The organism is Acididesulfobacillus acetoxydans (assembly GCF_902729405.1).
In the GTDB taxonomy this organism is placed as follows: Bacteria; Bacillota; Desulfitobacteriia; order Desulfitobacteriales; family Desulfitobacteriaceae; genus Acididesulfobacillus; species Acididesulfobacillus acetoxydans.
In genome coordinates this window covers 834,876-848,258 of record NZ_LR746496.1, presented here as the reverse complement: position 1 = coordinate 848,258, position 13,383 = coordinate 834,876, and the positions used below count along the sequence as shown (strand labels likewise).

10 protein-coding genes are annotated in these 13,383 nt (G+C 50.6%); all 10 read right to left on the bottom strand.

The features are described from left to right. Positions 1-12: 12 nt before the first annotated feature. The gene (locus tag MNU25_RS03735) at positions 13-1,269 is read right to left on the bottom strand and encodes a zinc-binding dehydrogenase (protein WP_240983840.1); all 1,257 of its coding nucleotides are present in this window, start codon (positions 1,267-1,269) and stop codon (positions 13-15) included. Positions 1,270-1,372: 103 nt separating this feature from the next. Then, on the bottom strand, positions 1,373-2,302 hold the full coding sequence (gene pfkB, locus MNU25_RS03730; protein ID WP_240983839.1) for a 1-phosphofructokinase: 930 nt from the start codon (positions 2,300-2,302) through the stop codon (positions 1,373-1,375). Further along, positions 2,295-2,741, bottom strand: coding sequence for a PTS mannitol transporter subunit IIA (locus MNU25_RS03725; protein ID WP_240983838.1), 447 nt, complete (start codon positions 2,739-2,741; stop codon positions 2,295-2,297). The genes pfkB (MNU25_RS03730) and MNU25_RS03725 overlap by 8 nt, the downstream gene beginning before the upstream one ends. Then, entirely contained in the window at positions 2,738-4,798 is a 2,061-nt protein-coding gene (locus tag MNU25_RS03720) for a BglG family transcription antiterminator (protein ID WP_240983837.1), read from the bottom strand. The genes MNU25_RS03725 and MNU25_RS03720 overlap by 4 nt, the downstream gene beginning before the upstream one ends. A gap of 7 nt (positions 4,799-4,805) precedes the next feature. Beyond that, entirely contained in the window at positions 4,806-6,254 is a 1,449-nt protein-coding gene (locus MNU25_RS03715; RefSeq protein WP_240983836.1) for a PTS mannitol transporter subunit IIBC, read from the bottom strand. Between the two features lie 455 nt (positions 6,255-6,709). After that, positions 6,710-7,633 (bottom strand): type I phosphomannose isomerase catalytic subunit, encoded by a 924-nt coding sequence (locus MNU25_RS03710; protein WP_240983835.1) that lies wholly within the window; start codon positions 7,631-7,633, stop codon positions 6,710-6,712. 73 nt (positions 7,634-7,706) lie between these two features. Further along, on the bottom strand, positions 7,707-8,633 hold the full coding sequence (gene pfkB, locus MNU25_RS03705; RefSeq protein ID WP_240983834.1) for a 1-phosphofructokinase: 927 nt from the start codon (positions 8,631-8,633) through the stop codon (positions 7,707-7,709). 4 nt (positions 8,634-8,637) lie between these two features. Further along, positions 8,638-9,891: a Gfo/Idh/MocA family protein gene (locus MNU25_RS03700; RefSeq protein ID WP_240983833.1), complete on the bottom strand. Its 1,254-nt coding sequence runs from the start codon at positions 9,889-9,891 to the stop codon at positions 8,638-8,640. Positions 9,892-10,022: 131 nt separating this feature from the next. Further along, positions 10,023-10,847: a [formate-C-acetyltransferase]-activating enzyme gene (locus MNU25_RS03695; protein WP_240983832.1), complete on the bottom strand. Its 825-nt coding sequence runs from the start codon at positions 10,845-10,847 to the stop codon at positions 10,023-10,025. A gap of 184 nt (positions 10,848-11,031) precedes the next feature. Next, positions 11,032-13,329, bottom strand: coding sequence for a formate C-acetyltransferase (locus MNU25_RS03690; RefSeq protein ID WP_240983831.1), 2,298 nt, complete (start codon positions 13,327-13,329; stop codon positions 11,032-11,034). Positions 13,330-13,383: the final 54 nt, after the last annotated feature.

The window sequence follows — 13,383 nt, the reverse complement described above, 5'->3', positions numbered from 1 at the left end:
TCTCTTCTTCTCCTATTTCCAGTTCTCCAACAAGTACTTTTCCGCTTCGTCACACCACAGTCCTTTACTCTGACCGACGATTTCCGCCAGCCTGGCAAAACGTGGGTCCCGTTCGCCTTTCTCCGCCAGTTCGTCGAGGGCTGTAAGCTCCATGTTAATGTGAGTATAGATAAGCTTCTTCCCCCCGGGAATATGAGGCAGGTTCAGAACGGTTTCCGCTGCAGCGTCCAGACCACCGATATGCGTCACCATCACCGCCGGGTTGATCAGTCCTTTTTGCGTCATTTTCAAGGACTCAATCATATCATCTGTGTTTCCCCCGGTGGTGCCCATCACATGGGTGGAAGAATAGTGGACATTGTAGAAATTGATCTCCGCCGAAAACTGGTTGTCTGTCGGTCCGGCGAAGAAGTTGAGACAGCCGTCGCGTCCCAGGATTTTGTCGGCCAGTTCGACCACCGGCTTAACCGGAGTGAAGGCCAACACGTCATCGTAACCACTGCCTCCGGTCAGCTCTTTCAGATATCCGGGCACATCAGGCAAATCCTTGGTATTGACAAAGTGCAATTCCACCCCGCACTTGCGCGCTTCTTCCTGAGTGAATATCTGCTTGGCCCGCCCGATCCGCTCCTCGTCGATATCCGTCACGACCAGGAACCCCGGCCGGCGATCACAGTGCAAGGCGTAGTCGACCGCACCCAGGCCCATCGGTCCGGCTGCCGCCAGCAGGGCCATTTTTCCTCCTTCGACAATTCCCATGCGGTGCTCGTAACTGCCCATGTGCGTGTGGTAGCTGGCGTGGAAGGCCCCGATGATGCAGGACATCGGTTCGGCCAAAGAAGCCTCGTAGTAGGTGTCTCCGCGGTAGTCCAGGAGACAGTTGATCTCCATGACCTCTTTCGGAATGATGTTGTAGGTGGCGTCTCCGCCAAAATACTTGTAAGAGTATCCCGGCGACCACATCGTTCCTTTGTAGTTCAGAGCCGGCTGGAGAGCAAACTTGTTTCCCGCCTGAAATTTATCTTGAAGTTTCGCCCCGACCTTGACAATGTTGCCGGAGAATTCGTGGCCGACGATGATTGGGTTCCGGTCGACATCCTGAGGCACGCGTTTGTGCCCTTTTCCGAGAATAGCCGCTTTGTACGTGGACATACAGACAGAGTCGGAAATGATCTCGACCAGGATCTCATCCTCCTCAATTTCTGGGAGCTCAAACTCTTCCATTCTCAAGTCGTTGGCACCGTATAGACGAACTGCTTTTGTTTTCATGATCTTTCCTCCAAATTATTCTAGTGTCTGTCAAATGATTCTAGCGACTGCTGGTACAAGGCAGGCGTTTTTCCAACCGCAGACGATTTGTGCCTGCAAAACCTCAAATTGGGCGGTAAGAGACCCGTTTCTCCAACGTTCGCACCATATCCTCCTCCGGCGGCTGAGTCCCCGGAGTCATCATTTGGGCCGCGCTCGTTGCCACAGCCAGGCGGACTGTCTCCGCCAAAGAATAACCCTCTGCCAGAGCATAAGCCAAAGCGGCTACCATCGCGTCACCCGCGCCCACGGTGCTCTTCGCCTCTACGGGAAAAGCCTCGCCGTAGTAAGCCTCTTCCTTGCGCACGAAAACTGCCCCCTGAGCGCCCATAGAGACGACCGCCATACCCATTCCGGCGGCCAAGAGCTCCCGCGCCGCTTCGGCAGCCGCCTCCGGACCGGGGAGTTTTCGCTCGAGCAGGGCCTCCAGTTCATGAATGTTCGGTTTGATCAGAGCGGGCCGCGCCTTAATTCCTTCCCGCAGCAGCTTCCCGTCCGCATCAAGAATCGTTTTCACTCCTGCTCGCTCCGCCCGCCGGATCCACTTGGCATAAATATCCGGACCCACTCCGGCCGGAACGCTCCCGGACAAGATCAAAATTCCAGCGCGCTCGAGATCGGAAAAGATCTTTTCTTCCAAACGATCCAATTCGGCGGCGGAAACCTCCCCGCCCGGCTCATTGATATCCGTGTAAGAGCGGCTGACCGGATCTACCACTTTAAGGTTCGTCCTCGTCTCTCCAGGGATAAAAACAAAATCGTTCTCGATCTCCCACCCATCCATTTGCTCTTGTATGAAACGCCCGTTGTGTCCGGCCAGAATTCCGGTCGCTTTGCACTCCGCCCCCAGTACCTTCAGCACTTTGGCCACATTGATGCCCTTGCCGCCTGCATCCAGACGCAGCGTGGAAATCCGGTTGACCGTCCCCACGGCAAAGTTGTCGATTTCAACCGTCTTGTCGACGGCGGGATTCAGTGTCACCGTCTTAATCATCCTGCTCACCGTCCGTCAGGATCTCGATGATTTCCTCTTTGGAAGCTGCCTGCCGGAGTTTCAGCACATTCTCTTCCTCTTGGCAGACCAGAGCGATTCCGGCTAGGATCTCTATGTGTTCATCATCCTTGCCGGCGATTCCGATTAACAGATAAGCCCGGTTGCCGTCGCCAAAATCGATTCCCTCCGGATACTGAAATACGACCAGACCGGACTTGCGGATATACCGCATATATTCGGGCATGCCGTGGGGTATGGCCACCCCGTTTCCCACATACGTGCTCAGGCTTTCTTCCCTCTTCTGCATCCCTTCGATATATTTCTCTCCGACATAGCCGTTCTGCACGAGGAGCCTTCCCACCCGGGCAATCGCTTCACGTTTCGTCTCTTTCGCAACATTGAGTACCACATTGTTTTCGTTCAAAATTGTCCGATTCATTGTTCTGCCTCCCGGTTGAGTATTTCGATTAGCGCCTTCCGAATATCCTGTCGGTCGCCGATTCTCAGGCTTTCGCAAAACTCCCGGTTTTCGACAAGAGCAACGCTGATTTTCCCCAGCTGCTCCAGGAGATAGTTGCTCTCCGATTTCCGCGCCAACATAATAAAAAACGTATCGACCTTTTCCAGGGCGAAGCCGAGGCTTTTCATTTCAATAAACTTCTTAAGCCTGTAGGCGGCGATGAAAGGCCCTTTGATCTCATCGCTCCGCACATGGAGAAGAGCCATGTGGCTCCCCGGAATGATCACATTTCCTTTTTCTTCTCTTTTGCTGATAAGAGTCTTTAGCACTTCCTCCTTGGATGCTTCAATAATTCCGGCGGCATCCTCACGGCATATTTCGCGTACGATCTTATCAATCACTTCCGGATAGCTTTCCGCATCCAGCAGCTTGAGCTGGACGTTTTGCAAAAGCTCATTGGTAAGATTCAGATCTTCTTCCCTTTCCGATCGCTCTTCTCCGGCCGGCAAGCCTAAACTTTCCCTCCAGCGGTTCTTCTTCTTTCTTCTCCGGATCAGGCTGTTTACCGCTTCCAGATCGTCTTGGGAAAGGAAAGGGGAAACCACGGCGACATCCTCGTCCGTTTTCTTGTCCAGGCTGACTGTGGACAGCACCATATCATACCCTGCCTTGAGCTTTTCGTTCATCTCCCGCAGGGAGCAAACCTCGATCCGGTCGATCTCCGGAAAGTTTCTTGTCAGTTTGCTGCTCAGCATCTTCGCTGTACTCAAGCCGTTCGGGCAGATGATCAAAGCGCTGAGCTTGTTTTCGGCCCCGTGTTGTCTTTCGATTGCCGCTCCGATGTGCATAGTGACATACCCCACTTCACTTTCGGGTATGACCAGGTTGTATTTCGAGAACACCAGTTTGCAAGCCTGCTCTACCGCCTGGTAGAGATTTGGGTAATACTGCTTGATGTCATCGATGATCGGATTTCTTACTTCCAGGCCCCTGCTCAGGCGGTAAAGCGCCGGATCGATGTGCTGGACGAGCCCCGTCAGCAGCTGTTGATCGACATTAATCGGCAGGCTCAGCTTTTTCTCCACGATGTAAACGGCTTCCCGGACCAAATCCTCCAGGTCAAACCCTAGCTCCTTCGTCCCGGGAGTTCCTTCGGAAAATGTCTTATCTCCCTTGAGATGAACGGCCAGATAGGCTAGCTCACTTTCCGGAAATTTGATTCCCTGCTCCTCCAGGACTGCCCGGATGTCTGTCATGAAATCAAATTCCGCCGAGGTCAGGATATCCCGCACGGCCTCCTCCGGAAGACGGATGGGCGCGTGGGAATCCGTCCTCTTGATCGAGATCAGGATGTGCATGAAGGCGCCAAAAAAGCGGATGTCGTTCGGAAACAGGCCCTGCCGGTTGAGCTTTTCCATCAGGCCCTTGACCGCCTGCAGCATGTCTTCCCCGAAGGTAACCTTGAAGAAGGCGAGGAGAGGATAGTCTTGGACGTCTTCGTAGAGGAAGCTTAAGAGTTCGCTCATCGGCTGGTAGCTGTAAACAAGGTCGACAAAGGCGTTCCTCTTGTGCCAGTCAGACCCTTCCACTTCCAGGCCGTACCCCCTCTTGCGAATTAAGACCAGACCCTTATTTTTTAACCACGTTTCAATTTTGTCCAGATAGAACACAATAGTGGCTTCAACGACGTTGAACTGGTGGCTGAAATAAGCGGATTTGATCGGCTCGTCCGCCAGCAGCAGCTGAGCCGTGATCAGCGCTTGCCTCTGCTCCTGATTCAACATCCAAAGGAGCGGAATTTCCTGCTGGCGTTCCCGGATCGCGTCCAGCTCTTTTTTCTGCCCGTTCAGTCGGAGCAAGCCGGCGCTGTCGGAAATCCGCAGCTTGTATGGCTTCAGCCATTCATTCAGGGCAGATGTCTCCCGCAGAATTGTCCTCTCGCTGACATCGATCTGTTGTGAAAGGCCCTTTAAGGTCAAAGGGCCTTTCTCTATTAAATTATGGAGAATGAACTTCTGCCGGACAGTCAGTTCCACAATGGCATCACGACCTGTTTCTTAATTCGTTTACGAAGGTCTCATAAGCCGTCTTATCCAGGAAATTCTTAATCGGAACGATTTCCGCTGCACGCGCAACCTGGGCTGCACGCGCCGCAAGACTTTCCTGGGTGAAAACCACTTCCGCCTCCGGCGGGATCTGGTTCACCGGCGTGTGCTTCACTTGAATGTTGAGGCCTGCGTCCTTAAGCTGTTTCTTAAGGATAGATTCTCCCATCGCAGAGGAGCCCATCCCAGCCTCACAGGCGAAAACAATCAGACGAGGCAGTTCGCTTACACTTTTGGCACTTGGGTCTGCTGCCGCTCGCGGGCTGACGTTTTGCCCTTTGCTCTGGGCCTTCATCATCGACATCATTTCGTTGGCCGCGTCGAGGGAACCCGCATCGCCTTCGGTCTTATCCCTTTTAAGGATCACAGAACCGATAAGGAAGGATACGGCGGCACCAACCGCAATTCCCAGAAGCACCGGGACAAACCCGCCTTTTGGTGTCATCGCCATTTCTGCGAAAATACTTCCCGGCGAAGGCGTCGCGACAAGTCCGGCCTTCGTCAGGACGAAGGTGAAATCCGCAGCCATACCGCCGCCGATGACAGCGAGCAGAAGCAATGGTTTCATCAGAATATACGGGAAGTATATTTCGTGAATACCGCCGAAGAACTGAATGATGATCGCACCGGGTGCGGACTGCTTAACAGTTCCTTTCCCGTAAACCCAGTAGGCCAGAAGAATTCCCAGACCCGGGCCAGGGTCGGTTTCCAGGAGAAAGAAGATGGACTTTCCGGCTTGTTTAACTTGTTCAATACCGAGCGGGGCAAGAATACCATGGTTGATTGCGTTATTCAAGAATAAGACCTTGCCGGGTTCGATAAAGATCGCAATCAGAGGAAGCAAGTGGGCGTTCGTGACGGCAATCGCCAAGTTTCCGAGCGCCATCGAGAAACCCTGAACCACCGGTTCGATGCCGGAGAAGGCGAGAAGGGCGAGCAGCGCCCCCAGAATCCCGGCCGAAAAGTTGTTAACCAGCATCTCAAAGCCGGTCGGCACTTTTCCATCAACCATCTCGTCGAATTTTTTGATCAGCCAGCCCCCGAGAGGCCCCATGATCATAGCGCCGAGAAACATTGGAATGTCGGCGCCAACGACGATTCCGGCGGTAGCGATGGCCCCGACCACACCTCCACGGGTATCGTGCACCAGTTTGCCGCCTGTATACCCAATCAGAATCGGCAGCAGATAGGAAATCATCGGGCTGACCAGTTTGCCCAAGTAAGCGTTGGGAAGCCAACCGGTTGGGATAAAGAATGCTGTAATCAAGCCCCAAGCGATGAAGGCACCAATGTTCGGGATAACCATTCCGGCCAGGAATCCCCCGAACTTCTGCAACGCGGCTTTGCCCTTGAAGCTCCTGTCCATGACATTTACGTTTGTTGCCATTAGGCTTACCTCCTTATTTGGTTATAGTTTAATGGTAAACTCTCGCTAGTTTTTTTACAATTCAAACAAAAGCAAACCTGTCAGTGTGATCAATGACAAAATTAATATGAAATATTTCCGCCTGGATTATGAGCCAAAAGTAAAAAGCAGCGCAAGAGACCCTTGCAGGTTCTTCCGCTGCCTTCACCCTCTCAACCATTGGAGTCCGCAATGCTCCTCGCTGCCCGGAGAATCCGGTCATAATTCCGGGCACCCAGCTGCTGCAGACGATAAGCCCGTTACAGGAGTTCCTCTGCTCCGTCATCTGGGCATTGGTGCAGTCAAACCGATCCAAAAGGAGGCCCGGAAATTTTGCCTCGAAGTGGCGGATTTGCCAGGGGCGTGCAGGAACACACCCTGGCCGGATCGCCAAGATACCCACACGGATAAGGGTTTGAGGCACTTTCCGTGTGGGGTCAAATACAAATCCTCAATAGTTCTAAATTTCCTCTGACGGTAACCTCCTTTAAAGAAGCAGGAACGAGGACCGTCTCCCCTTTATTTATTGCTTCAATTCCCCCATGATAGGCAATTCCTCCCTTGCCGCCGATGATGCAGTATATTAAAAAACTATCGTTTAATTTATCAGACCGTTCGTTGTCAATCCTGATTCTTTCCATTTGAAAATAAGGAGAATCAATCATGTCTTTGTCAAAATGGGTATCTTCCTGTCCGCTAAAATTAATCACATCCAGCGCGTTTTCTATATGCAGCTCTCTCAGTTTGCCATCTTTGTCCAGACGTCCGTAATCGTAAACCCGGTAGGTCGTATCTGAATTTTGCTGTACCTCATAGACCAGGACACCCGCCAGCAGGGCATGGATTAAGCCGCTGGGAATATAAATGATATCTCCCTGCTTGACCGGTACTTCCCTGAGGCAAGCCATGATCTCACCGGTTCTGACCGCTTGCCTGAAATTCTCTCTGGACACCTCATCCTTTAAACCATAAACTATTTTAGCATCCGGTTTCGCCTCGATGACATACCAGGCTTCTGCTTTGCCCGGTTCACCCTCTACCTCGTGGGCATATTCATCATCAGGGTGAACCTGAACTGATAATTTGTTATTGGCATCAATTATTTTGATTAGGAGCGGAAAATAACCGGCGGGATCATAAGCTTTACCCATTAACTCTTCTTTATACTCGGCCATGAGCTCAGCCAGCGTCTTGCCTCTTAAATGGCCATTGGCGACAATGCTCATCCCGTTTTGATGGCAGCAAAGATCCCAGCTCTCTCCTATTTTATCTTTCGGGAGTTTACGGCCTAACAATCTCGCCAAATTGTGGCCGCCCCAAACACGTTCTTTGTAAACCGGTAAAAATTTTAACGGATACATAAAGACTCACCCCCTAAATAAAAATTCTGCCCAGCCTTGATATGTCAACGAAACAAGTTCTCTGGTGTTTTCCTTATACTTCCTGCACCTGAATATCCGGCAGCACACTCTCCAGAACCTCCACTGCAAACGTTTCGCTGCCCTCAGTCATGACGGCTGCTGTGGCACAGGCTGCCGCCAAACGTAAAGCTTCAGCAACTTTCCTGCCTCGGCTCAAGCCATGCAAAAAACCGGCCACCATGGAATCTCCGGCGCCGACCGTGCTTTTTACCGGAACCTTAACCGGCAGCACCTTGTAACAACCCTCATCGCTAACTAATAAGCTCCCTGCAGCACCCATGGAGATGACAACCTTGGCAATCCCTTTTCTTAAGAGTGTTTTGCCGCAGGCAAGGATCTCCTCTTCACTTTCCAGTTTCCTGTTAAATAACTTCTCAAGTTCGTAGACATTCGGTTTTATTATGCAGGGAGAAGCCTCTATCCCTTGGGCAAGCAAAGCTCCGTCAGCATCAAGAACAATCTTAACCTTATCCTTTAGAGAAGAAATAAGCTCAGAATAAATATCCTCCCTGACACCGGCCGGGACACTGCCGCCCAAGACCAAGAACTCACTCTGCTCGGCATACTGCCGGGCCTTTTGTATAATTTCATCGATCATCTTCCTATCAACAGGACTACCTGACTCATTAAATTCAGTAATCGTTTCGGTGCTTTGATCAAAAACTTTCAGGTTGGTCCGCGTTTGTCCGCTCCCTTGAACAAAGTCGTAAGGAATATTCTTCTCTTGGAGATATCTCTCGATCCATTTTCCTGTATCACCTGCACTTATCCCCAGAACCAAGGTGTTTGTCCCCAGCCTGGTCAAAGCCTTAGATACATTAATCCCTTTGCCGCCCGGACTCTGCATGGTTTCCTGCACACGGTTAAGTCCGCCGAATGTTAGCCCTGCAACCACCGACGTTTTATCAACCGCCGGATTTAGAGTTAACGTGGTGATCATGTCTTTAACCTACCTCATCCCATTTAACCCAGCGATTTTCTTCCTGCTGGGATAATAATGCCATTTGGATCAGTTTTTGCGCCATAGCACCTTCCCGAAACGTTGGGGTTTCCTCATAGACAATTTCTCCCCGGGCAAAGTTTAAAAGCATATTGTATAGACTCGTGAGATGCATATCAACCGCCGGGCCCAAAGAAATCTTTTCACTGGGATAGACTCTTAGGCAAAACTCAGTAAACGGGTTTTCAGGAGGCACCCTCACCAGAGAATCCGCCGTTTCTTTACCTGCGGAATTTCCGGCCTTGACCGTATTCTCTAAGGCGGCACTATTTACTCCGCGATTGCTGCTCGTGGAATTTCCTAATAGGACCGAGTCCCCTATTGAGGTTATATTTTCAGTATGCTTATGAATCTCCGGATAACGGGGTTCAGCGTCCGTGACTTTAATACTCCCTTGGCTGCCGTAAATCTCAATGACAGTATTCTCATGTAAGGCCGAGGAAATTCTTGAACATTCAATGGTTCCCAGCCCGCCCTTTTGCAACCTGACATCGAGTTTCGCATACTCATCCACATCTACCTGTGCTTTGCCTTGCGAGTGGTCAGCAACATTTAAGAACCTTTCTTCGCTATGGGTAAAGAGCTCAGCCCGGAGCGAAGAAATATCGCCCAACATATACCTCACCAAATCCACCATGTGAATCCCCAAATCCATGATGGCCCCGCCGCCGGAAAACTCTCTTTGCTCCCGCCAGCTTAAAGGACGCTCACTCAAATAGCCTTTATGGTAAAGTGTAAATCTGAAATGGAGGATCTCGCCTAATTCCCCGCTTCTGACATATTCTCTGGCCTTCACAACCGCAGGCATAAAGCGGTACATGAAGGCAACCTGATTGATAAGGTCCTTCGCTTCCGCTAATTGTACTAAAGCCCCGGCTTCCTGATAATTAAGAGCCAAAGGCTTTTCACAATACACCGCTTTACCTGCTTCCAGCGCCTTTTTCACCTGTTCATAATGCAGGTGGTTCGGAGTGCAGATATCGATTAAATCAATGTCCGAATCCAGTAAGAGATCGTCAAGAGAAGTCGCAACCTCCTGGAAAATTCCGCGATCCTGAGGCTTTTCCCTCCGGTAAGCTTTCAGGATATTCGCCTCAAAAGGCACATCATGGTAGTACAGTTTCAGGGCGTAACAAGCCAAGGCATGAACCTTGGCGATGCCTCCAAAACCAACCACCCCGATATTCACCCGTTTCATAAAACATCCATCCTTCCTTCCTCGAAAATCGAGGTTCAAGGCACGAGGTTCGAGGGCCTGCACTCTTACGGGTGTCAGCGGGCTGCGATGACGCAGGCTTAGTATACAGCTTCAGCGGCTCAGGTGAAGGTCTAGCCTCCTCCGATGACCACCATAAACCCTCGTGCTTCCAATTTAGACTTAATCGCGTTCACTTCTTCATCGGTCGGAACCGCCAGATCTTTAAGGGCATAATCCCTGCCCAGGCTTTCATATTTCGAGCTTCCGTACTGATGAAATGGGAGTAGATGAATCTCCTTCAGTCCGTATCTTTGAGCCAGATCGCTAATAGTCGTGATATTCTTCTCGTCCATCGTAAACCCTGGGATCAAAGGAACTCTGGGGATCACCCGGCAACCCTTGTCAACAAGTTTGGCCAGATTCTTCAAGATGATTTCCGAATCCGCACCGAGCGTCTTTTTACTTTGTTCAGGATCCATGATTTTAAGATCATAGAGAATAACATCTGCATATTCAGCCAAGCCCTCCAAAGCCTCCCAGCGGCCAAACCCGCTGGTCTCGATCGCTGTGTGGATTCCCAGTTCCTTCAGCTGCCTCAGTAATTCCGCAGCGAAATCCGCCTGGGAGAGCACCTCTCCACCGGACAAGGTAACCCCTCCACCGGAAGTATTAAAGAAAACACTGTCTTTTAATACTTCCGCGAGGACTTCGTCGACGCTCATCCACTTTCCCTGCTCCGCCAAGGCCCCGGACGGACACTCCGCTGCATTACCGGCACAGACATTACAGTGGATACATTGGGATTTGAGCTTCATAATTTCGCTCTCAAAACTCTGAGATTCGGGATTGGCACACCAGGGACAGTGAAGGGGGCAACCCTTGAAAAAGACAATCGTCCGGATCCCCCCACCATCATGGATGCTGTACCGCTGGATGTTAAATATCAGCGCTCGCACAGAGATCACATCCTAGCATTACTTTACAAATTCAAGGCCTTTCGGCAGGAGAAGCGATTTGTGGCTTATAACTAAGCATTATCTAAGCATTTTTCCAGCCGTCATCCGCAATTAAATGAGGCACCTAATCTATGCCGGTTGACCGACAAATTATTGCGGAGTTTCGGCAAAAACATGCTCACCTTTAAAAAACATGTTCCGTTCTGGCAATGATATCATCCTGGATGGCCTTATTGAGCTCGATAAAAATCGCACTGTATCCGGCGACCCGGACGACCAGGTTGCGGTATTTTTCGGGTTCTCTTTGCGCGGCCCTTAACGTATCGGCAGAGATGATATTAAACTGGATATGCTGGATTTTGAGCTTCATAAAAGCCTGCAGGTAGCCGATCATTTTGTTGATCCCGGCCTGCCCTTCCAAAGCCTTAGGGTGAAATTTAACATTTAGGAGGCTGCCATTCGACGTAAGATAGTTGTCTAACCGACTAACGCTTTTCAAAACAGCTGTCGGCCCTTTCTCATCCCTGCCTACCATCGGAGACAATCCGCCATCAGCCAATTGCTCTCCCGCTTTGCGTCCGTCTGCCGTGGCTCCCACTGCCGCCCCCAAAGGCACATGAGCGGAGACTGTGTAAGAACCAGGAAGAAAGCGCCCGCCACGTTCGTTGGTATACCCTTCTACTGTCTTACAATAGTAAGCCAGTATCTCGGCTCCGATGTCATCGACCTCAGAGATATCATTTCCGTATTTGGCGTATTTATGGATAAGCCTTGCCCTTAACGCTTCACCGCCTTCGTCCTCGAAATTCACTTTAAGAGAACTCAGCAATTCGGAAAGCGTCATTCTTTTATCTTCGTAGCAGAGTTTTTTAATCACATAAAGGGAATCGCTAAGATTGGCCGTACCTATTCCTTGTACTCCGGAAAAGTTAAATTTGGCACCTCCGGCTGAGACATCGACACCCTTTTCCAGGCAACTGTCGACAAAGCAGGACAGAAACGGTATAGGAGCAAAATCGCGATGACCCGTTTCAACAATATTGCAACCTTCCACCATATAGGCGACATATCTCCGGATGTTTTCTTTTATAGCAGCTTTAACGGCCGCAAAATCGTCAAATTCGCCGGCCTTCTCAGCCAGAGTGACTTCCATGACCTTCAACAAATTAAATAAGGCGATATCATGCAGGCCATAGGTCTTTCCCGGAATCGAGAGCTCTACACAACCCACAACCGCATAATCCCTAGCCTCTTCGAGGGAAACCGAGCGATTGAGGAAACCGGGGATAATCACTTCATCATTAAACACTTGGGGGATTCCCGTACCCAAGCGAATGGTCTCCACTACCTTATTATAGAAGCGACGCGGAGTGAATTCGTTAATCCGGACGCCCAGATTGGGTTGGGGCAGCCTGATATCCTGATAAGTGTCCAGGATTAAATAGGATAGATCATTGACGGCGCAGTGGCCCCGCTCATCCAGTCCGCCCAAAATAATGGTATAGCCTGTCGGAAAACCGGCAAAGTATTTGGCGCTATCCTCACTTCTTAAAAGGACAACATCATTCATTTTAAGCCAAAGACTGCGCAGGACCTCTTTGATAAATTCCTCTTGAACACCGTTTTCCCTGTCTCTTTGGTAGAAAGGAACCATATATTGGTCAAAGCGACCGGGCGAAATCGAGCTGGCATTAGATTCGTACTGGGCCGCGAGATTAATAAACCAGAATAACTGGGTTGCCTCGTAGAAAGTATCGGGTTTATGAACGGCAACCTTGCTGCATACCCGGCTTAGCTCGAGAAGTTCCCTTTGGCGCGAAGGATTCTCCTCCTTCTCAGCCAAGGTCTTCGTTAATTCTGCATAGCGTAAAATGTGTTTGACCGTAGCCTCCAAAGTGATGAGCGCTGCCTGATAAAACACATTTTCCGGCTCTTTTTCCTGCTTGGCCCTAACCCTGTCGACAAGATTACCCAACCCGAGACTAAGCAGATCCCGGTAGCCCATAATTATATGGCCTTGTCCCTTATCTGTTTGATTAAGATTAACAATATGCGTTTCCTGAGCTTCCTTTACTTCCTTGGTCAGGCGGGCATTGATAAAATCCTTAAGGGAATGACCGCGCCAATAAGGGTAGAGCTCTTCGCGGTAGAGCTTTTTAGCCTCGTCACTGACATAGAACTTGTCTTGGGGACGTGAGTGCAGAGTGTCCAGCTCTTCGTAAATCCAGTAGGGATCCATCTCCGGCGAGGCGATGCCTGAACGCGGCTTAACGGTCCGGTTCCCTGCCAGAAGCTCACCTTCGCGGATGGATATTTCCACCTCCGCCAGAACCTGGGCCGTCGCCTTGGCCCGGCGAATGATAGCCGGTTCACCTTCAGTCATCCGGTAACTCTTCGTATAGATCGAAGCTCTTTCCAGGGAGATGTCCCGCCTGGCTTTCAGCATCTCATCTTTCAGATTTTGAATTCTCTCTGATACCATTCTCTCCACTTCCCTTCTGAAGAGCGCAAAACTAGTTTTCAGCATTAAAAACTA

Excerpts from the sequence above, each read along its gene's own strand:
- MNU25_RS03735 (WP_240983840.1), bottom strand. The coding sequence starts at position 1,269 with ATGAAAACAAAAGCAGTTCGTCTATACGGTGCCAACGACTTGAGAATG.
- pfkB (WP_240983839.1), bottom strand. The coding sequence starts at position 2,302 with ATGATTAAGACGGTGACACTGAATCCCGCCGTCGACAAGACGGTTGAA.
- MNU25_RS03725 (WP_240983838.1), bottom strand. The coding sequence starts at position 2,741 with ATGAATCGGACAATTTTGAACGAAAACAATGTGGTACTCAATGTTGCG.
- MNU25_RS03715 (WP_240983836.1), bottom strand. The coding sequence starts at position 6,254 with ATGGCAACAAACGTAAATGTCATGGACAGGAGCTTCAAGGGCAAAGCC.
- MNU25_RS03710 (WP_240983835.1), bottom strand. The coding sequence starts at position 7,633 with ATGTATCCGTTAAAATTTTTACCGGTTTACAAAGAACGTGTTTGGGGC.
- pfkB (WP_240983834.1), bottom strand. The coding sequence starts at position 8,633 with ATGATCACCACGTTAACTCTAAATCCGGCGGTTGATAAAACGTCGGTG.
- MNU25_RS03700 (WP_240983833.1), bottom strand. The coding sequence starts at position 9,891 with ATGAAACGGGTGAATATCGGGGTGGTTGGTTTTGGAGGCATCGCCAAG.
- MNU25_RS03690 (WP_240983831.1), bottom strand. The coding sequence starts at position 13,329 with ATGGTATCAGAGAGAATTCAAAATCTGAAAGATGAGATGCTGAAAGCC.